Below are 18,838 nucleotides of genomic sequence, written 5' to 3' on the forward strand. Positions count from 1 at the left end.
AACCGCGGGACGTTAACAAGTACTCACAGGCGCTCGCGTTGCAGTTCGAGCGCGATGTCGATGAGCTGGTCTTCCTGGCCGCCGACGAGCTTGCGCTTCCCGGCGCGGACGAGGAGTTCGGCGGACGAGACGCCGTACCGTTCGGCCTGGCGTTCGGCGTGCTTGAGGAAGCTCGAGTAGACGCCGGCGTACCCCATCATCAGCGCCTGGCGGTCGAGGAGGCATTCGGCGGGCATCGCCGGACGCACCACGTCCTCGGCGGCATCGGCGATCGCGAAGAAGTCGATCCCCGTCTTGACTCCGATCTTGTCGCACACGCCGACGAACGCCTCGACCGGCGCGTTACCCGCACCGGCACCGAATCGTCTTGTGCTGCCGTCGATCTGCTTGGCACCTGCCCGCACGGCGGCGATCGAGTTGGCCACACCGAGTCCGAGGTTCTCGTGACCGTGGAATCCCACCTGGGCGTCCGAGCCGAGCTCCTGCACCAGCGCCTCGACGCGGTCCGACACCTGCTCGAGCACGAGCGCGCCTGCGGAGTCGACGACGTACACGCACTGGCAGCCCGCGTCGGCCATGATGCGGGCCTGCTTGGCGAGCTTTTCCGGTGCGATCGAATGCGCCATCATCAGGAAGCCGACGGTCTCGAGACCGCGGTCGCGGGCCAGCCCGAAGTGCTGGATGGACACGTCCGCCTCGGTGCAGTGCGTCGCGATGCGGCAGATCGAGGCGCCGTTGTCCTGGGCGACGATGATGTCGTCCTTGATGCCCAGCCCGGGCAGCATGAGGAAGGCGATCTTCGCGTTCTTCGCCGTGTCGACGGCGATCGAGATGAGTTCCTGCTCAGGGACCTTGGAGAACCCGTAGTTGAACGAGGACCCACCCAGTCCGTCGCCGTGCGTCACCTCGATGACCGGGACCCCGGCGTGGTCGAGCGCTCCGACGATGGCCCGGACCTCCTCACCAGTGAACTGGTGCCGCTTGTGGTGCGAACCGTCCCGCAGGGAGGTGTCGGTGACTCGAATGTCCCAGCTGCTGCGCATATTTCCCGTCGCTCCGCTCGCCCCGTCGAAATGAACCATAGTGCTCATGCCTCCACGCTCAGGAGCTTCTGGGCGATCTCCTCGCCCACCTTGGTCGCCGCTGCGGTCATGATGTCGAGGTTGCCCGCGTACGGCGGCAGGAAGTCGCCTGCGCCCTCGACCTCGACGAACGTGGTGACCGTCGCCTGCCCGCCCGACACGACGCTCGGGTCGTCGAACTGCGGTTCGTTGAGCAGCCGGTAGCCGGGGACGTACTGCTGGATGTCCGCGACAACGCGGTGGATGGAATCGGTGATGGCGGCACGGTCGGCGTCCTCGGGGATCGCGCAGAAGATCGTGTCGCGCATGATCATCGGCGGGTCGGCCGGGTTGAGGATGATGATGGCCTTGCCGCGCTGCGCTCCGCCGATGGTCTCGATGCCGCGACTGGTCGTCTTGGTGAACTCGTCGATGTTGGCGCGGGTGCCCGGGCCTGCGGAGACGGACGCCACCGACGCGACGATCTCGGCGTACGGCACGTCGACGACGCGGGAGACGGCGTACACGATCGGGATCGTGGCCTGCCCTCCGCACGTGATCATGTTGACGTTGGGGGCGCCGAGGTGTTCGCGCAGGTTCGCCGGCGGGACCACGGCCGGTCCGACGGCGGCGGGTGTCAGGTCGACGGCGCGGATGCCGGCGGCCTCGTACCGCGGTGCGGCCTCCCGGTGCACGTACGCGGACGTGGCCTCGAAGACGAGGTCGGGTTTCTCCGGCTGGTTCAGCAACCAGTCGACGCCCTCGGCCGACGTCTCCAGTCCCAACTTGCGGGCCCGTGCCAGGCCTTCGCTCTCGGGGTCGATCCCGATCATCCAGCGGGGTTCGAGCCACTCGGATCGCTGCAGCTTGTAGAGCAGGTCGGTGCTGATGTTTCCCGAACCGACGATCGCCACACTTGCCTTGGTCATGAACAAACTCCTACTTGAACTGCAGGGATACGGATCCGAGCCCACTGAACTCGGCGCGGAAGTGATCGCCCGGGTGCGCGTCGATGGCACGGGTGCACGATCCGGGCAGCACGATGTCGCCGGCTTTCAACCGGACGCCGAAGCTCTCGACCTTCTGCGCGAGCCAGGCGACGGCCGTCACCGGGTTGCCGAGCACGGCGTCGCTGCGTCCCTCGGCCTTGGTCTCGCCGTTACTGGTCAGAACCGCGTCGATGGACTTGATGTCGATGTCCTCGGGCCGCACCCGGTTCTTGCCGAGCACGAACCCGGCGGACGACGCGTTGTCGGCGATCGTGTCCGGCAGCGTGATCTTCCAGTCGGTGATCCGGCTGTCGATCAGCTCGATGGACGGTGCGAACGCCACGGTGGCGTCCAGGACGTCCTGCTCGGTGCAGCCGGCGCCGGGGAGGTCGGCGCCCAGCACGAATGCGACCTCGACCTCGACGCGCGGGAAGCAGAACCGCGCCGTGTCGACGGGCTGGTCCTCGAAGACCTCCATGTCGGCGAGCAGGTGGCCGTAGTCGGGTTCGTCGACGCCCATCATCTGCTGCATGGCGAGGGACGACAGGCCGACCTTGTGCCCGACGACCTTCGCGCCGTCCTGCAGCCGGCGGCGGATGTTGATCAGCTGGATCTCGTAGGCGTCGACGACGTCGATGTCGGGATGGTCGGCGGTCAGGGGGCCGATGGGAGCGCGGCCCCGTTCCGCGGCGTCGAGCTGATTCGCCAACTCGGTGCGTAGTTGGGTCGAGAGCATGGTGTGAGGACCTTCCCTGAAGTTCGTTTGCGTGCGCACGCCCACCGGTTTCCACTGCAACGTGTTTCGTTCTTGTTTGTTGGCGTCAGTAATACTTCCTGGCAGAAAGGATGGACTGACAACCCCATCATTCTATAACGTGTTCTACATGAGCAAGCACGAATACGACATCGTGGTCGTCGGTAGCGGTGCCGGTGGAATGACCGCGGCCCTCACCGCGGCCCACAAGGGACTCAGCGTCGTCATCCTCGAAAAGGCGCCGCACTTCGGCGGCTCCACCGCGCGCTCCGGCGGTGGCGTGTGGATCCCGAACAACGAGGCGCTGATCGCCGCGGGAGTCGAGGACACCACGGACGCCGCGCGGACCTACCTGCACAGCATCATCGGCGACGTCGTCCCGAAGGACCGGATCGACGCCTACATCGACCGCGGCCCCGAGATGCTGTCGTTCGTGCTGAAGAACAGCCCACTGAAACTGCAGTGGGTGCCCGAATACTCCGACTACTACCCCGAGGCCCCCGGCGGACGGCTCGGCGGACGGTCCGTCGAGCCGACACCGTTCGACGGCAGGAAACTCGGCGCCGACCTCGCGAAGCTCGAACCCGACTACGTCAAGGCGCCGTCGAATTTCGTGATCACCCAGGCCGATTACCGCTGGCTGAATCTCCTGATGCGCAACCCACGCGGCCCGCTGCGCGCAGCCCGGGTCGGCCTCCGCTTCCTCGGCGCCAAGCTCACCGGGAAGCGCCTGCTCGTCCGCGGTCAGGCGCTCGTCGCGGGACTGCAGGCCGGACTGAAGGCCGCCGGCGTCCCGATCCTGCTCGACACCCCGCTCACCGACCTGTATGTGGAGGACGGCGTGGTCAAGGGCGTCAACGCCACGGTCGACGGACAGCCGCAGGTGTTCCGGGCACGCCGCGGCGTGGTGATCGCGTCGGGCGGTTTCGAGCACAACGACGAGGCCCGCAAGAAGTACCAGCGGGCACCGATCGGCACCGAGTGGACCGTCGGCGCGAAGGCCAACACCGGCGACGGCATCTGGGCGGGCGAAAAGCTCGGTGCCGCGCTCGATCTGATGGAAGACGCCTGGTGGGGACCGTCCATCCCGCTCACCGGCGGCCCGTGGTTCGCGCTGTCCGAGCGGAGCCTGCCGGGCTGCATCATGATCAACGGATCCGGCAAGCGCTTCGTCAACGAATCCGCACCGTACGTCGAGGCGACGCACGCGATGTACGGCGGCACGCACGGCCAGGGCGACGGACCGGGCGAGAACGTGCCCTGCTGGCTCGTCCTCGACCAGCGTTACCGCGACCGGTACGCGTTCGCCGGAGTCACCCCGCGGTCCCCGTTCCCCGGTCGCTGGCTGAAGGCCGGTGTCATCGTCAAGGCGGGCACCGTCGCCGAGCTGGCCGGGAAGATCGGCGTGCCGGTCGACTCGCTCACCGAAACGGTATCGCGTTTCAACACTTTCGCCCGCAACGGCAAGGACGAGGACTTCGGCCGTGGTGAGAGCGGGTACGACCACTACTACGGGGATCCCCGCAACAAGCCCAACCCGAGCCTCGGGGCGCTGGAGAAGGCGCCGTTCTTCGCCGTCAAGATGGTCCCGGGCGACCTCGGCACCAAGGGCGGTCTCCGCACCGACCGCAACGCCCGCGTGCTGCGGGAGGACGGCAGCACCATCGAGAACCTCTATGCGGTGGGCAATGCCAGCGGCCCGGTGATGGGCCACACCTACGCCGGACCCGGCGCGACCATCGGCCCGGCGATGACGTTCGGCTATCTCGCGGTTCTCGATATCCTCGACAAGTCCTCGCAGGCCGATTCCCCGACGTCACTCACCGGAGACACCACAAATGCCCATTGATCCGAACATCGCCATCGGAGCAGAACTGCCCGTTCAGGAGTTCTCCTGGACCAGTTCCGACGTGCAGCACTACCACCTCGCGCTCGGTGCCGGATCCCGTCCGCTGGACGAGAGGGAGTTGCGGTACCTGACCGACGGGAAGCCGCAGGTGCTCCCCACGTTCGCCACGGTGGCCGCGAATTTTCACGCGACCGAGGCCCCGCGTGTGTCGTTCCCGGGCGTCGAGATCGACCTCGCCAAGGTGGTCCACGGCAGCCAGGAAGTGACCGTGCACCAGCCGATTCCCCCGGAGGGCACGGCCCGCACCACCACCCGCATAGCCGAGGTGTGGGACAAGGGCAAGGCCGCCGTCATCGTGCAGGAGTCGACGACCACCGACCTCGACGGCACTGCCCTGTGGAGCGGGCGGTCGTCCATCTTCGCCCGCGGTGAAGGCGGTTTCGGCGGTGAGCGCGGGCCGTCCCAGTCCGTGGAGTTGCCCGACCGGCCTGCCGACGTCGAGGTCGACACCCCCGTCCTTCCGCAGCAGGCGCTGATGTACCGGATGTGCGGCGACCGCAACCCCCTGCATTCCGACCCGAAGTTCGCTTCCGCCGCAGGGTTTCCCGCCCCGATCCTGCACGGCCTGTGCACCTACGGGATGGTGTGCAAAGCGGCCGTCGACGCAGTACTCGACTCGGACGCATCGCAGGTCGCGGGCTTCCGAGTCCGGTTCGCGGGCGTGGTCTTTCCCGGCGAGACGCTGCACACGCGGATCTGGCGGGACGAGGGCAGGCTCCTCATCTCGGCCACGGTTCCCGAGCGTGATCATGCTCCGGCCCTGGCCGACGTGGTGCTGACCCTGGCCCAGGGGGTGACAGTTACCGAAATTTGACCGAATGTGCCCAGTTCGGGCGGATATTCGCGAATATCAGGCACGATGCCGCAACACTTTGTACGCTTTCCGTGACCTCATCGAGACGTGTCAACCGATGGTCGGGGCGGTTTCACGGCTCTCCACGAGCAGTAGCGAACAAAGGGGGGACCTCGTGTCCCAGCGCAGACATCTCCGTCCCGTGCGGCGCGCTGCCGTTGCCGGTGCTCTCGCGTTCTGTGCGACCGCCCTCGTCGCTCTCCCCGCGAACGCCGCACCCGTGGCGGGCAGTTCCGACAGCGGCAGCACCGGCGGCAGTTCGATGGGTTCGTCCGTTCTCCCGACGCCCATTCCCACCCCGACCGGGCTGGCTGCGCTCGCGGCCGCGACGACCCAGACGGGCAAGCCCTATCTGTGGGGTGGGACGGGTCCGGACGCGTGGGACTGCTCGGGGCTGGTGCAGTGGGCATTCCGGCAGGCGGGGGTGAATCTGCCACGCACCACGTGGGAGCAGGCTGAGGTCGGCGCACCCATTCCACTGTGGGCGCTGGCTCCCGGCGACATCGTGGTGCTCAACCCTGACGCGTCGCACATCGGTATCTACGCGGGCTTCGGCCAGGTCTTCAATGCGTACGGACGCGGCGTCCCCGTAGGTCTGGCGCCGCTGTCGCAGTTCCACATCTACAGCATCCGCCGGTTCTGACTCTCGGTCGTGCGTCTGCCGACGTACGGCCACACCGCGACGAGGAACAGCACCACCACCGCCACCGGCCCGAAGAGGGACGCCCACGCCGGCCCTTCCGGCAGTGTCGCTGCCAGACCGGCGGCGGCCGCCGTGACGACCGCGCCCAGCAGTAGCGTCGAGATTCCCGGTGCGAGGCCGGCGTACGCGACGAGCAACAGTGCCGTCGCGGCGACCCCCGCGGCGGCGGCCGCGAACGCCGACGCGTCGCCCAGGACGAGCGCGATCAACGCTGCCTGCACCGCGACCACCGCGACCCATCTCATCGGAGTGCCCCCGACGGCCGACGGGCTCGATCGGCGAGGGCCAGCGCCAGATCCAGTGCGGAATCGTCGTCCCACGCCACCACCGGAACACCGAGCACACCCATGTTCCGGTACATGTTCCGCCGCTCGAGCCGCCACATCCTGCCGGTCATCGCATCGAGTTCGTACTCGAACGGCGGGCCGCGCAGCACGTCGACGGCCACGACGACGTGACCGCGACGCCTCAACTCCAGCAACGACAGCGCGAAGTTGGTGTCCAGCATGGTGGAGAACGCGATGACCACCGCCCGCGGCGGCAACGCGACCCGCGGGACGAGTGTGCCTTCGGCGGCGCCGGCGTCGGAGTCGAGGACGGTGTCGAGGATCCGATAGAACTGCCTGCGTCCGATGTCTGCGCCGAGCCATCGCAGCCGGAGCCCGTGGGCGACGACCCCGGCGCGGTCGCCGCGCTGCAGGGCCGTCTGCACCACCTGCGTGGCCCCGCGCACGGTCCGGTGCAGGCTCTCCGACGCCGGGCCCGGTGCCTGCGGGGTGGTGTCGAGTACGGCGACGACGTCCGCGGCGCGGTCCATGATCCGTTCGGTGACGTGGAGGCGGCCGCGCCGGGCACTCACCGGCCAGTTGACGCTGCGCAACGGATCCCCCGGCGCGTGCGGCCGGATGTCCCCGAACTCGACGCCCGAACCGAATCGGCGGGTGCGGTGCGCGCCGATCCGGTCCGGAAGGGTGGCGTGGGGCAACGGAGTCGGCATCGGCGGCGCCAACGGGAACACTCGCAGTTCCGCGACGGGAACCGGCAGCGACGCCGTGAGCAGGCCGCCGCCTGCACGTGCTGTGACCGTCAGCGCCGGTTCGTACCGGCCCCACCGGTCGGCCGACACCACATAGTCGCCGTCACCGACCTGCTCGACCGTGTAGCCGTCGGACGGCGTCGGCGCCACCGCGAGTTGCGCCGCACCATCGCACGCCGTCACGTCCACCGAGAAGTGCACGGACTCGGATTCGAAACACCGCAGCATGCGTGCCGACGCCTCGACGCGGACGCCGGTGGCCGGGCGGGGCAACCACATCACCGTGCCGAGCGCTCCCAGCATCGGGGCGGCGAACACGATCAGTTCCCACCACCGCCCCACGACACCCGCCGTCAGCGCCACGGCCGCGCAGGTCGTCAGCGCGAGGGCTGCAGGCGACGCACGCCACGTCAGCCGGTGCTCCGTCATCGTGCCCTCGGCGCGGGGAGACGGCGCAACAGTTCCGCGAGGACGTCGTCGCTGCGGATGCGGCGCACCCACATCTCCGGGCGCAGGCTGATGCGATGCGCGACAGCGGGAACGGCCAGGGCCTTGATGTCCTCGGGTATGACGAAGTCGCGGCCCGAGAGGAGCGCACGCGCCCGAGCGAGCTGCACGAGGTCGAGTTCCGCGCGGGGGCTGGCCCCGACCTCGACCTGCGGGTGATGCCGGGTGGCGTTCGCGAGCGCGACGACATACCCGAGGACGTCGTGATGAACGCTGACCTGCTCGAGCGATTCGCGCATCGCCAGGAGGTCAGCCGCATCGACCACCTGCTCGACGACGACGGCGGCGGATCCCCGGTCGAGCCGTCGGCGCAGCATCTCGTGCTCGTCGGTCTCGGTGAGGTACCCCAGTCGCAGGCGGAGCGCGAACCGGTCCAGCTGCGCCTCGGGCAGCGGGTAGGTTCCCTCGTATTCGATGGGGTTGTCGGTGGCGAGCACGACGAAGGGACGCGGCAGGATCCGGGTGGTGCCGTCGACGCTGACCTGCCCCTCGGCCATCGCCTCGAGCAGTGCGGCCTGGGTCTTGGGCGGGGTGCGGTTGATCTCGTCGGCCAGGAGCAGGTTGGTGAAGATCGGGCCCGGACGAAACTCGAAGCGCCCCGACGGCATGTCGTAGATGGTGGCGCCGAGCAGGTCGGCGGGCAACAGGTCGGGGGTGAACTGGACCCGCGTGAAGTCGAGCCCGAGCGCGGCAGCGAAAGATCGTGCCACCAGGGTCTTTCCGAGTCCGGGCAGATCCTCGATGAGCACGTGCCCGCCGGCGAGTACCGCGAGCAGGATCGACGTGAGTTCGTCGTGCTTGCCGACCACCGCCCGTTCGACCTCCGCCAGCACCGCGTGGGCGCGCGCGGTGGTGACCTCGGCGGGCATCGTCACAGCTGCTCCAGCCGTTGCAGGATCCGGTCGAGCACGTCCCGGCCCGGACCGGGTGCGGCCCTGTCGGAGCGCTGCACGCACTCGGGATCGACCCACTGCCACAAGTCGCCGAAGAACACCTCACCCGCGGCCGCCGTGTCGGCGGGGTCGAGTCCCTGCCGATGTCCGGTGGACTGCTGGAACTCGCGCGCCAGGAGCGGACGCAGATGGTGATCCCAGTCGCCGCGCGTACCGTCCGCCCAGCTGATCAATGATTCCGTCCGCGCCATCCAGCGGGCCGTCACCTCGGCCCGTTCCGCCTCCAGGCCCGGCGGCTGGTCGTCGACTTCCCCGGGTGCCATGCGTCGTCGAATCTCGAAGAGCACCAGCGCGGTCACCGCTCCCGCGACCAGCACGGCCGCACTGTACCGGCCGGCGGCCACCAGCGGGACCTCCACGGCCAGCACTGCCCCGACACCGGCTACGGCGAGGGCGAGCACGCGTCGCTCCCCAGGTCGTCGAGCACGCGCCGGAGCAGATCGGCGGCCTCGTCACGGTGCTGTTCGCCCATCGGATGCAGGCTGAACCGTGCCTCGGAGAACAGCCGCACCAGCGGCGCCGCCGCCTCGAAGCGCAGCGCTCCGAATTGTACTGCGCGAGCGAGCACTTCGGACGGGGTGTCCGACTCCCGCGGTTCGGCGCCCGGTGCCTCGCACAGCGCATCTTCCATGGCGGCGTAGCTGGCGATGATGGCCTCACGCGGCGGCAGACTCGGTGCCACGACCACGGCGAGACCTTCCTCCGCCGCCCGGGCCAGCGACTGCGAGGCAGCCGGACCGTCGGGGGAACTCGCCGCGGTCCAGCCGCCGACCCGGGCCCGGAGGGGGCGCCGAGCCACGGCGCCGAGGATCAGCACGGTCACCAGTATCGGACCGACAATCGCTGCCGCGGTCCACAATTCCGCCAGGTCCTCGCGGGATTCGTTCACCATGTCGGGCGGTGGGCGTGTGTCGGTGGGCACGGACGCGTCGGTTCGGTCGGCCCCGTCGTCGGTGGTCGGGCTCGCCGTCGACCGCTGACGGTCGACCGGCTCGTCACCGCCGACGGACCCGAGGAGGAACGCCGCGGTCACGAGAAGCGCGGCGAACGCCGCCCATCCGAGAATGTGTCGGCGCGAGACCGAGGACCCGGTGTTTCCGGTGAGCCCGACCGGCGGCGGGTCGGGTGCGGCCCTCGGCCGACCGCTGCGAAAGGCGGACGCGAGCGCCACCGCCGCGACGACGACGGCGATCGCCGAGAGGATGACGAGAGCGCGCGTCGCACCTGCGCCCGGCTCCGACGGTGTCGCGGGGGTGTCGGGCGCGGGGACCACCCGGACGGCAAGGGTGACCGTCACGACGGCCGCCAGCAGGGCGACCGTGTGGACGAGCCTGGTTCGCACGCGACGGTCCGGCATCCTCACTCCCGAGTTGCCCCTCCATCGTGACACGCGGGGACCGGGAAAATCACCCGTTCACGGCGGCGGACAGCGCAGCATGTTCGGGACGTATCCATCCACGAAGGAGAGTTACTTGACCACGTCCCCGGTAACCGGAGCCGAACTGGCGCGTTCGCTGGAACCTCTGGGGGTTGCGGTCCCCTCGGCCGTGCCCACGCACTGGTGCAACCTTGCAGCCGATCTTCCGGAACCCGTTCCGCCGCATCTGCATCCCGGCACTCGTGAGCCGCTCGGACCGGAAGACCTGGCACCTCTGTTCCCCGCGAGACTGATCGAGCAGGAGGTCGCGACCGAACGGTACATCGAGATCCCCGAGACGGTCCGCGAGATCTACGGCATGTGGCGGCCGTCGCCGCTGGTGCGCGCACGCAGGCTCGAGCGAGTGCTCGGCACGCCGGCACGGATCTACTACAAGTACGAAGGTGTCAGCCCGGTCGGATCACACAAGCCGAACACGGCTGTGGCACAGGCCTATTACAACGCACTCGAGGGCACCACCAAGCTCACCACCGAGACCGGCGCGGGCCAGTGGGGCGCGTCGCTGTCGTTCGCCGGCGCCCTGCTCGGCCTCGAGGTGGAGGTCTGGCAGGTTCGCGCCTCGTTCGACGCCAAGCCGTACCGCCGACTCCAGATGGAGGCATACGGCGGCATCTGTCATCCGTCTCCGTCCGACCTGACCGAAGCCGGTCGGGCCATCCTGGCCGAGCACCCCGACACCACCGGTTCGCTGGGCATGGCGATCAGCGAGGCCGTCGAGGTGGCCGCCAACGATCCCGGCGCGCACTACTCGCTGGGCAGCGTCCTCAACCACGTCATGCTCCACCAGACCGTGATCGGCCAGGAAGCTCTGGTCCAGTTGGAGGAGGCGGGTGAGCCTGTCGCGCACACGGTATTCGGTTGCGCCGGAGGTGGTTCCAACCTCGCGGGCCTGACGTTCCCGTTCCTGGGTCGCAATCTGCGCGAGGGCACCACCACCCGCCTCGTCGCGTGTGAGCCGGCGGCCTGCCCGTCGCTGACGCAGGGCGAGTACCGCTACGACTTCGGGGACGTCGCAGGCCTGACGCCGCTGTTGAAGATGTACACCCTCGGCAACGACTTCGTTCCGCCCGCCATCCACGCGGGCGGACTGCGATACCACGGCATGTCGCCGATGGTCTCGCACGCCGTCGCCCTCGGGCTGATGGACGCGACCGCGATCGAACAGGACGACGCACTCGCCGCGGGCCTGCTCTTCGCCCGCGCCGAAGGCATCATCCCCGCGCCGGAATCCACGCACGCCGTGGCCGCTGCCATCGAGCACGCCCGCACGGTCACCGAACCGGAGGTCGTGGTCATCGGACTGTCCGGCAACGGCCAGCTGGACCTCCCCGCGTACAGCCGGTACGTCTGATCGATTCACCGAGGTAGACCCACGTACGGGTCTGCCTCGGTGGTCACCGGCTCAGCGTCGACAGTCTGCTCACAAGCCGGTCGAAGTCGAGCGTGCCGTCGAGCCCGGCGAACACGTCGTCCCGCGACGCGTCGGCGACCAGGGTCAGCGCGGTTCCCCGGTCGTACAGCACGTCGACGACGTTCGCGAACCGCCGCACGGTCTCCGCGCCTGCCTCCCGCAGTCGGGGGACACCGGTGATCACCCAGCACCCGAACCGCTCCGACAGTTCGAGGTAGTCGGCGGGTGCGGTCGGGGTGCCGCACAGCACCGCGAACTCGAACCAGACCGTGCGGTCCCGCACCGCGGCGGCCGTCACCGTGCGGGTCCCGACGGTCAGAGCGACGCGCTCGCACAGGGCCGGGGGCTCGGTCTCGGAAACCCGGACGAAGCGTCCGGAAGCGAACCCGGCGTCCGCCGTGGCCACGGTGCGGTAGTCGACGGGACCGGCCACCCGCACGACGGTCAGATTCTGTTTCAGCACGGCGATCGCCGGCGCGAACAGGTGATGGAACAGCGGATTCGGCAACAGCCCGTCCGGTGGATAGTTCGACGTGGCGACCAGCGTGATTCCGCGGGTGAACAGGACCTTCAGCAGTCGCGCGACCAGCATCGCGTCCCCGACGTCGTGCAGGTGGAACTCGTCGAAGCACAGGAGCCGGACATCCCCGAGTGCCGCGTCGATCGCGAGGTCGATGGACCCCAGCGCGTGCGCGTCGGCGTGGAGTCGGCGGAAGAACGAGTGGAAGTGCACGCGCCGCTTCGGGACCGCGGCCGACCCGTAGAAGCGGTCCATCAACCACGTCTTGCCACGTCCGACGGGCCCCCACAGGTACACGCCGCGAACTCCGGGCCTCCCCTGCTCCAGGCCCTCGGCGGTCTCGTGCAGGACGGCCGCGGCCGCGCGCTGCGCGTCGTCCAACAGAACCTCTACATCCACAGAGGAAACACTACGAATGTAGAGTCTCGGGCGACAAGCCGATGTGAGGAGGAAGACACCGTGCCCGAGCGGCGTGAGCAGATAGCCGACGCGGCCATCGCGATCATCGCGCGCGAGGGCATGCGGGCGCTGACGCATCGGGCCGTCGACCGCGCCCTGGATCTTCCGGGCGGGTCCACGTCCTACTACTTCCGCACCCGGCGTGCCCTGATCGAATCCGCCGTCCGCCGGCTCGCCGAACGCTCGCGGCGGGAATTCGAGACCACGGCGGCCCCGCCGCTCGACCTCGCATCCCTCGCCGAGGGCGTGGCCCGGTCGCTGGACCGGCTGCTGCACACCCGCCACGACGACGTCGTCGCGCGGCACGCTCTGACCGTCGAACTGTCCGGCGATGCCGAACTGCACGCACTCCTCGCGACGTGCCTGTTCTCCCGTGCCCGCGCCACCGAATTGTTCGACGCCCTCGGCGTCACCGACCCCGAGAACGCGGGCGCGGACTTCGTCAGCGTCGTCGAAGGCCTGGTCTTCGACCGTTTCGCAGGAGCCAGGTCACTCGACGGCATCGAGCCCGGCACCGAACGCAGCGTGCGGCAGCTGGCCCGCGCCGTCGAGTCGTATCTGCGCGGTGTGACGGCCTGAACGAAGGTCACCCGGCGCGGTGTGGACGACGAGAATCCCGCATTTCTGCCAAGATCGTGGCGTGAACCCCCAGTACCTCAGCCGTCTCCCCGACAGCGGTTTCGACCGCGTCGACGCACTCCTCGACCCCGTCGACACCGACCTCGCGGACGCCTTTCCGGGTGATCGGCAGCAACCGCAGCCCGTCCACACCGTCTATGTGAGTGCGGCGGACGCCGGACCGGACACGCCGAGGGTGTGGGGCGAGCAGGCTGTCGAACTGCTGGACAGGCACACGAATGCGCTGTCCGAAATCGGAACGACCGGTGCGCTTCCCGACGTCCGCGCGATGCTCGAGCACCGTCCGGTCATGGATCTGCGGATCGATTTCGAGGACGGCTACGGCTGGCGGAGCGACGACGTCGAGGACGCGGCCGCACTGGAGGCGGGGCGCACGCTGCGACTGCTCTCGTCCGACCCGTCCGGCCCGCGGTCGCTGGGCATCCGCGCGAAGGGTCTGGCCCCGCACGAGCGCCGCCGCGGGATCCGGACGCTCGAACTCGTCCTCGAAGGCGCGGGTGGGGTTCCCGACGGCTTCGTGTTCACGGTGCCGAAACTGCGTGCGGCCCAGCAGGTCACCGCCGTCGTCGCGTTGTGCGAGGAACTCGAGCGCGCGTACGGGCTCCCCGACAGGTCGCTGCTCTTCGAGTTGCAGATCGAGAGCCCGCAGGCCGTGCTCGGACCCGACGGCACCGTGACCGTCGCGAAGGCCATCCACCTCGCCGACGGGCGCTGCACCGGATTGCACTACGGCACTTACGACTACAGCGCGTCCTGCGGAATCGCGTCCCGGTTCCAGTCGCTCGAGCACCCGGTGGCCGACCACGCCAAGTCTGTGATGCTGGTGGCGGCGGCCCAGACTGGGGTGTGGGTGTGCGACGGATCCACCCAGGTCATCCCGCAGGGCAGCGACGAGGAGATCCACGTCGCGCTGGCCCGGCACTACCGGCTCGTCACCCGTTCGCTCGAACGCGGGTACTACCAGGGATGGGACATGCATCCCGGGCACCTGATCACCCGCTGGCTCGCGACGTTCGACTTCTACCGCGCCGCGCTGCCCGCCGCGGCCACCCGCGTGCAGGCGTACCTCGACCGCCAGGGTGGCGGGGTGATGGACGAACCGGCGACCGCGCAGGCCCTCGCGACGGTGATCCTGCGGGGACTGGCGTGCGGCGCGTTCGACGAGGACGCCGTCCGCGCGCAGGCCCCGGGATGCACGGTGGACACCCTGCGCGACCTCCTCACCCGGGCGGTGATTCCGGGGAGCTGAGCACCTCGCCGCGCACGAGGACCGCCCGCAACACCCACTTCGACGCCCTACACTTGCCCCACGCCCGATCAGGAGGTAGCCGCACCCGTGAGCCCGAACACCTTGACCCCGCCCGGCTTCCGGAGTCTGCCGGACCTGGAGGTACGCACACTCGGCGGGAAGATCGTCCCGGACGGCGGCACGGCGCGGTTGCGCCGGTGGGGTTCCGTGACCGAGGCCGGTCGGGCAGGCTTGGCATCATGACCCACGGTTTCGACTCCAGCTACCCACGCGACCTGGTCGGATACGGCCAGCACCCGCCCGATCCGCAGTGGCCGGGCGGCGCGAAGATCGCCGTCCAGTTCGTCCTCAACTACGAGGAGGGCGCCGAGAACAACGTGCTCCACGGCGACGAGGCGTCGGAAACGTTCCTGTCCGAGATGGTCGGGGCCCAGCCGTTCCCGAACCGGCACATGAGCATGGAATCGATCTACGAATACGGATCCCGCGCCGGACTGTGGCGCGTGCTCCGGGCATTCGAGCGACGAGGGCTCCCGCTCACGATCTTCGCGGTGGCGAAGGCGATGCAGCGGAACCCCGAAGCCGTCAGTGCCTTTCGCGAACTCGGACACGAGATCGCCTGCCACGGTCTGTGGTGGAAGTCGTACCAGCTCTCCGACGAGGACGCCGAGCGCAAGGACCTGGCCGAGGCGGTGGAGATACTGCGCGACCTCACCGGCGAGGCACCGCTGGGCTGGTACACCGGCCGCGACTCCCCGCTCACCCGGCAGCTGGTCGTCGAGCACGGCGGCTTCGAGTACGACTCCGATTCGTACGCCGACGACCTCCCGTACTGGGTGAAGGTCGATGCCCCCGGGAAGGGCCTCGTCGACCACCTGGTGGTGCCGTACACCCTCGACACCAACGACATGCGGTTCGCGTCGCCCGGCGGTTTCCCGAGCGGCGAGCAGTTCTTCGCGCACCTGCGGGACGCCTTCGACGTCCTGTACGCGGAGGGAACGGTCGGGGCGCCGAAGATGCTGTCCGTGGGCCTGCACTGCCGCATCGTCGGCAGGCCCGCCCGCACCGCGGCGCTGGAGCGTTTCCTCGATCACGTGCAGTCCCACGACGACGTCTGGGTCGCCCGGCGCATCGAGATCGCCCGCCACTGGCGCGACGTACACCCCGCCTGAGGACGGACCCATGCCCCCGCGACGACCGTCGATGCTGGTCACGAACCTGGCCAACCGCGATCCCGGCAGCTCTCAGACCGTGATCCTGGAGGAGTTGCGCCGGGTGATCCTCAGCGGCGGCGCCCCACCCGGCACCCCGATCCCGGTGGACGAGGTGGCCGAGCACTTCGGCGTCAGCCGTATCCCGATCCGGGAGTCGCTGAAGACGCTGATCGGCGAGGGTCTCGTCGACCACCGGGCCAACGCCGGGTACACGGTCGCCCGGCTGACCGTCGACGAACTCGAGGAGCTCTACCTGGTGCGGGGCGTCCTCGAGTCGGCGGCGCACTCCGTGGCGATCACCCTCGCCGACGACGCCGACGACACCCGGGCCAGGCAGGCGTACGCGGCACTCGACCGCTCGGTTCTCGAGGACGACCTGACCGCGTACCACCGGGAGAGCCGCAACTTCCACCTGGCCCTGGCGTCGCCCTGCCGGATGCAGCGACTGCTGCACATGTTCGAATCGGCGTGGAACATCACCGAGCCGGTGCAGCCGATGTCGCAGGTGGGAACGCCGGCGCGGCTGCAACTCCATCTCGGGCACCGGGACATGCTTGCGGCGTTCCTCGCCCGCGACGCCGCGGCGTTGAAGGCGGCCACCGACCGGCACAACGAACAACTCGACACGGTGATCGCCGCCCTCCCCACGGACACCGGAATCTTCCGGGACACGCCCGGGTAAGCCGTCCGGCAAGATATATTCTCAGCTCACACCGGCGCCCGGCGAGAATATATCTTCGCCGTCACAGGCAGGAAATATCCGAAAACTACTTTTGCTCCCAGCACTTCGGTGGTGTGCTTTTCACCGAGGCACCCCTTACGTCGACGCAGTCGTGTCCGTACTGCACCAGGGAGCAAAACGATGACTCAGACAGCGCCCTCCAACGAGGGGGAAACCGTCCCCGGTGCACACCTGGCCGGCGCCGGGCTGATCAAGCCCGGCTATCACCCGAGACTCACCAACGACGATCTCGCGCCGCTGAAGACGCAGTCGTGGTCTTCGTACAACATCTTCGCGTTCTGGATGTCCGACGTGCACAGCGTCGGCGGCTACGTCACCGCGGGCAGCCTGTTCGCGCTCGGGCTGACCAGCTGGCAGGTCCTCGTCGCCCTGGTGGTCGGCATCGCGATCGTCAACGTGTTCGCGAACCTGGTGGCCAAGCCCAGCCAGGTCACCGGTGTCCCCTACCCGGTCATGTGCCGCAGCGCCTTCGGTGTTCTGGGCGCCAACGTGCCTGCCATCATCCGTGGACTCATCGCGGTGGCCTGGTACGGAATCCAGACGTACCTGGCGTCGCATGCGTTCGTGATCCTCGGCCTGAAGATCTGGCCGGGTCTGGCGCCCTGGGCGGACGTGCACGAGCACGGATTCCTCGGACTGTCGGCGCTCGGCTGGGCCGGGTTCATGACGATGTGGGTGCTGCAGGCGCTGGTCTTCTGGCGCGGCATGGAGAGCATCCGCAAGTTCATCGACTTCTGCGGTCCCGCGGTCTACGTCGTGATGCTGATGCTCGCGATCTACCTGATCAGTGAGGCCGGATGGTCGAACATCAGCCTGAACCTCGGCGAGGTCAACTACACCGGCTGGTCCGCTGTGCCCGTGGTGCTGGGCGCGATCGCCCTTGTCGTGTCGTACTTCTCGGGCCCGATGCTCAACTTCGGCGACTTCTCCCGATACGGCAAGACGTTCGGCGCGGTCAAGCGCGGCAACTTCCTCGGTCTCCCGGTGAACTTCCTGTTCTTCTCGATCCTCACCGTCGTCACCGCCTCCGCGACCCTGCCCGTGTACGGCCGCCTGATCACCGATCCCGTCGAGACGGTCGCGCAGATGGACAACCTGTTCGCCGTCGTCCTCGGCCTCCTCACCTTCATCGTCGCCACCATCGGTATCAACATCGTCGCCAACTTCGTCTCTCCTGCCTTCGACTTCTCGCACGTCAGCCCGCAGCGCATCAGCTGGCGTACGGGCGGAATGATCGCCGCCGTCGGATCCGTCCTGATCACACCGTGGAACCTGTACAACAACCCCGAGGTGATCCACTACACGCTCGAGACGCTGGGAGCGTTCATCGGACCGCTGTTCGGAATCCTCATCGCGGACTACTACCTGGTGCGCAGGCAGCGGGTGATCCTGGACGACATGTTCACCATGTCCGAGAGCGGAACATACTGGTACAAGAAGGGTTACAACCCGGCTGCGATCATCTCCACCGTCGTCGGAGCTCTGGTCGCGATGATTCCCGTGATCCTCAAAGCCCAGCCGTTCGGACTCGAAGTGTGGGGCATGGCGGGTGCGGCCCAGTACTCGTGGTTCCTCGGCATGGGTGTCGGATTCGTCTGCTACCTCGGGTTGTCCGCCGGTGCCCGTCGTGCGAATCGCACGGCCCCGATCGAAGCGTAGGTCGACGAACGTGCACATCAAGATCATCAATCCCAACACCACCCAGTCGATGACCGACAAGATCGGCGACTGCGCGCGCTCCGTCGCGGGGCCTGGGACGCTCGTCGAGGCGGTGAGCCCCCAGATGGGTCCGGCTTCGATCGAGAGTCATTACGACGAAGCACTCAGCGTCCCCGGCCTTCTCGAGGAGATCGCACGTGGTGAGGCGGCCGGGGTGGACGGGTACGTGATCGCCTGCTTCGGCGACCCCGGCCTCGACGCGGCCCGTGAACTGGCCTCCGGGCCCGTCCTCGGGATCGCAGAGGCGGCCATGCACGCCGCGAGTTTCCTCGGCCGCGGGTTCAGCGTCGTCACGACGCTGGGACGAACCCGGGGCCGGGCCTGGGAACTGGCCGAACGGTATGGGATGCAACGCTTCTGCCTCGGTGTGCACGCGTGCGAGATCGCCGTCCTCGACCTCGACCGCGATCCGGATGCAATGAAGGTAATCACCGAGGCCTGCCGCGTCGCCCTCGACCGGGACGGTTCGGACGCGATCGTGCTGGGGTGCGCGGGCATGGCGGACCTGTGCGCCGTCATCTCGGCGGAACTCGGGGTGCCGGTGGTCGACGGCGTGGCGGCGGCCACCCTCATGGTGCAGTCCCTCGTGATGCTCGGATTGCGGACCGGCGCGCGCGGAGAATTCGCGGCTCCCCTGCCCAAGAAGTACACCGGACTGCTCGAGGGTTTCGGCCGCTGACGG

The 18,838-nt window shown here is 68.7% G+C and carries 20 protein-coding genes; 11 read left to right on the plus strand and 9 right to left on the minus strand.

Features of this window, described 5'->3' with window-relative positions; translation table 11 throughout:
- Positions 1 to 23 precede the first annotated feature (23 nt).
- From dmpG to JVH1_RS13660, 3 genes are read right to left on the minus strand one after another with little or no spacing between them, the layout of a single operon-like run.
- Positions 24 to 1,043: a 4-hydroxy-2-oxovalerate aldolase gene (dmpG, locus tag JVH1_RS13650; RefSeq protein WP_009477596.1), complete on the minus strand. Its 1,020-nt coding sequence runs from the start codon at positions 1,041 to 1,043 to the stop codon at positions 24 to 26.
- Positions 1,044 to 1,087: 44 nt separating this feature from the next.
- Entirely contained in the window at positions 1,088 to 1,990 is a 903-nt protein-coding gene (locus JVH1_RS13655; protein ID WP_009477595.1) for an acetaldehyde dehydrogenase (acetylating), read from the minus strand.
- 10 nt (positions 1,991 to 2,000) lie between these two features.
- Positions 2,001 to 2,786: a 2-keto-4-pentenoate hydratase gene (locus JVH1_RS13660; protein ID WP_009477594.1), complete on the minus strand. Its 786-nt coding sequence runs from the start codon at positions 2,784 to 2,786 to the stop codon at positions 2,001 to 2,003.
- A gap of 148 nt (positions 2,787 to 2,934) precedes the next feature.
- Between JVH1_RS13660 and kstD the strand changes: the two genes are divergently transcribed.
- From kstD to JVH1_RS13675, 3 genes are all read left to right on the plus strand, one after another.
- Positions 2,935 to 4,653, plus strand: coding sequence for a 3-oxosteroid 1-dehydrogenase (kstD, locus tag JVH1_RS13665; protein WP_083849815.1), 1,719 nt, complete (start codon positions 2,935 to 2,937; stop codon positions 4,651 to 4,653).
- Positions 4,643 to 5,527: a MaoC/PaaZ C-terminal domain-containing protein gene (locus JVH1_RS13670; RefSeq protein ID WP_009477592.1), complete on the plus strand. Its 885-nt coding sequence runs from the start codon at positions 4,643 to 4,645 to the stop codon at positions 5,525 to 5,527. The genes kstD and JVH1_RS13670 overlap by 11 nt, the downstream gene beginning before the upstream one ends.
- Before the next feature lie 181 nt (positions 5,528 to 5,708).
- The gene (locus JVH1_RS13675; RefSeq protein WP_005263843.1) at positions 5,709 to 6,209 is read left to right on the plus strand and encodes a C40 family peptidase; all 501 of its coding nucleotides are present in this window, start codon (positions 5,709 to 5,711) and stop codon (positions 6,207 to 6,209) included.
- Here JVH1_RS13675 and JVH1_RS13680 read toward each other — a convergent pair.
- From JVH1_RS13680 to JVH1_RS13700, 5 genes are read right to left on the minus strand one after another with little or no spacing between them, the layout of a single operon-like run.
- Positions 6,188 to 6,514: a hypothetical protein gene (locus tag JVH1_RS13680; RefSeq protein ID WP_011596912.1), complete on the minus strand. Its 327-nt coding sequence runs from the start codon at positions 6,512 to 6,514 to the stop codon at positions 6,188 to 6,190. The genes JVH1_RS13675 and JVH1_RS13680 overlap by 22 nt on opposite strands.
- The gene (locus JVH1_RS13685) at positions 6,511 to 7,734 is read right to left on the minus strand and encodes a DUF58 domain-containing protein (protein WP_009477590.1); all 1,224 of its coding nucleotides are present in this window, start codon (positions 7,732 to 7,734) and stop codon (positions 6,511 to 6,513) included. The genes JVH1_RS13680 and JVH1_RS13685 overlap by 4 nt, the downstream gene beginning before the upstream one ends.
- A complete protein-coding gene (locus JVH1_RS13690; RefSeq protein WP_009477589.1) occupies positions 7,731 to 8,687 on the minus strand; it encodes a MoxR family ATPase in 957 nt (318 codons plus the stop codon). Before JVH1_RS13690 ends, JVH1_RS13685 begins: the two co-directional genes overlap by 4 nt.
- Entirely contained in the window at positions 8,684 to 9,166 is a 483-nt protein-coding gene (locus JVH1_RS13695; protein ID WP_009477588.1) for a hypothetical protein, read from the minus strand. The genes JVH1_RS13690 and JVH1_RS13695 overlap by 4 nt, the downstream gene beginning before the upstream one ends.
- A complete protein-coding gene (locus tag JVH1_RS13700; protein WP_009477587.1) occupies positions 9,148 to 10,122 on the minus strand; it encodes a DUF4129 domain-containing protein in 975 nt (324 codons plus the stop codon). Before JVH1_RS13700 ends, JVH1_RS13695 begins: the two co-directional genes overlap by 19 nt.
- Before the next feature lie 115 nt (positions 10,123 to 10,237).
- Here JVH1_RS13700 and JVH1_RS13705 point away from each other — a divergent pair, with 115 nt between their 5' ends.
- Positions 10,238 to 11,554 carry a TrpB-like pyridoxal phosphate-dependent enzyme gene (locus JVH1_RS13705; RefSeq protein ID WP_009477586.1) on the plus strand — a complete coding sequence of 439 codons (1,317 nt, stop codon included), beginning with the start codon at positions 10,238 to 10,240 and terminating at the stop codon, positions 11,552 to 11,554.
- Positions 11,555 to 11,597: 43 nt separating this feature from the next.
- On the opposite strand, the gene zapE is transcribed toward JVH1_RS13705, so the two are convergent.
- Positions 11,598 to 12,515 carry a cell division protein ZapE gene (zapE, locus tag JVH1_RS13710; protein ID WP_009477585.1) on the minus strand — a complete coding sequence of 306 codons (918 nt, stop codon included), beginning with the start codon at positions 12,513 to 12,515 and terminating at the stop codon, positions 11,598 to 11,600.
- A 78-nt stretch (positions 12,516 to 12,593) separates the two neighbouring features.
- On the opposite strand from zapE, the gene JVH1_RS13715 reads away from it, so the two are divergent.
- The 7 genes from JVH1_RS13715 to JVH1_RS13745 all read left to right on the plus strand — a co-directional run bounded on the left by JVH1_RS13715 (position 12,594) and on the right by JVH1_RS13745 (position 18,835).
- The gene (locus JVH1_RS13715; protein ID WP_009477584.1) at positions 12,594 to 13,172 is read left to right on the plus strand and encodes a TetR/AcrR family transcriptional regulator; all 579 of its coding nucleotides are present in this window, start codon (positions 12,594 to 12,596) and stop codon (positions 13,170 to 13,172) included.
- Between the two features lie 61 nt (positions 13,173 to 13,233).
- Positions 13,234 to 14,481: an aldolase/citrate lyase family protein gene (locus JVH1_RS13720; protein WP_051033755.1), complete on the plus strand. Its 1,248-nt coding sequence runs from the start codon at positions 13,234 to 13,236 to the stop codon at positions 14,479 to 14,481.
- Positions 14,482 to 14,568: 87 nt separating this feature from the next.
- Complete coding sequence (locus JVH1_RS13725; protein ID WP_009477581.1) at positions 14,569 to 14,724, plus strand: hypothetical protein; 156 nt, start codon at positions 14,569 to 14,571, stop codon at positions 14,722 to 14,724.
- Entirely contained in the window at positions 14,721 to 15,653 is a 933-nt protein-coding gene (gene puuE, locus JVH1_RS13730) for an allantoinase PuuE (protein ID WP_043780800.1), read from the plus strand. Before JVH1_RS13725 ends, puuE begins: the two co-directional genes overlap by 4 nt.
- Before the next feature lie 10 nt (positions 15,654 to 15,663).
- Positions 15,664 to 16,377, plus strand: coding sequence for a GntR family transcriptional regulator (locus tag JVH1_RS13735; RefSeq protein WP_009477579.1), 714 nt, complete (start codon positions 15,664 to 15,666; stop codon positions 16,375 to 16,377).
- A 180-nt stretch (positions 16,378 to 16,557) separates the two neighbouring features.
- Complete coding sequence (locus JVH1_RS13740) at positions 16,558 to 18,096, plus strand: NCS1 family nucleobase:cation symporter-1 (protein ID WP_009477578.1); 1,539 nt, start codon at positions 16,558 to 16,560, stop codon at positions 18,094 to 18,096.
- Between the two features lie 10 nt (positions 18,097 to 18,106).
- Positions 18,107 to 18,835, plus strand: a complete 729-nt coding sequence (locus tag JVH1_RS13745) for an aspartate/glutamate racemase family protein (protein WP_009477577.1) — start codon at positions 18,107 to 18,109, stop codon at positions 18,833 to 18,835.
- The last annotated feature ends 3 nt before the right edge of the window (positions 18,836 to 18,838 follow it).

This window comes from Rhodococcus sp. JVH1 (assembly GCF_000280725.2).
Taxonomy (GTDB): Bacteria; Actinomycetota; Actinomycetes; order Mycobacteriales; family Mycobacteriaceae; genus Rhodococcus_F; species Rhodococcus_F jostii_A.

What these genes read in the sequence shown, in the direction of transcription:
- JVH1_RS13655 (WP_009477595.1), bottom strand. Translation starts at nt 1,990, where the DNA reads ATGACCAAGGCAAGTGTGGCGATCGTCGGTTCGGGAAACATCAGCACC.
- puuE (WP_043780800.1), top strand. Translation starts at nt 14,721, where the DNA reads ATGACCCACGGTTTCGACTCCAGCTACCCACGCGACCTGGTCGGATAC.
- JVH1_RS13660 (WP_009477594.1), bottom strand. Translation starts at nt 2,786, where the DNA reads ATGCTCTCGACCCAACTACGCACCGAGTTGGCGAATCAGCTCGACGCC.
- JVH1_RS13680 (WP_011596912.1), bottom strand. Translation starts at nt 6,514, where the DNA reads ATGAGATGGGTCGCGGTGGTCGCGGTGCAGGCAGCGTTGATCGCGCTC.
- dmpG (WP_009477596.1), bottom strand. Translation starts at nt 1,043, where the DNA reads ATGCGCAGCAGCTGGGACATTCGAGTCACCGACACCTCCCTGCGGGAC.
- JVH1_RS13685 (WP_009477590.1), bottom strand. Translation starts at nt 7,734, where the DNA reads ATGACGGAGCACCGGCTGACGTGGCGTGCGTCGCCTGCAGCCCTCGCG.
- JVH1_RS13670 (WP_009477592.1), top strand. Translation starts at nt 4,643, where the DNA reads ATGCCCATTGATCCGAACATCGCCATCGGAGCAGAACTGCCCGTTCAG.
- JVH1_RS13700 (WP_009477587.1), bottom strand. Translation starts at nt 10,122, where the DNA reads ATGCCGGACCGTCGCGTGCGAACCAGGCTCGTCCACACGGTCGCCCTG.
- kstD (WP_083849815.1), top strand. Translation starts at nt 2,935, where the DNA reads ATGAGCAAGCACGAATACGACATCGTGGTCGTCGGTAGCGGTGCCGGT.
- JVH1_RS13740 (WP_009477578.1), top strand. Translation starts at nt 16,558, where the DNA reads ATGACTCAGACAGCGCCCTCCAACGAGGGGGAAACCGTCCCCGGTGCA.
- JVH1_RS13735 (WP_009477579.1), top strand. Translation starts at nt 15,664, where the DNA reads ATGCCCCCGCGACGACCGTCGATGCTGGTCACGAACCTGGCCAACCGC.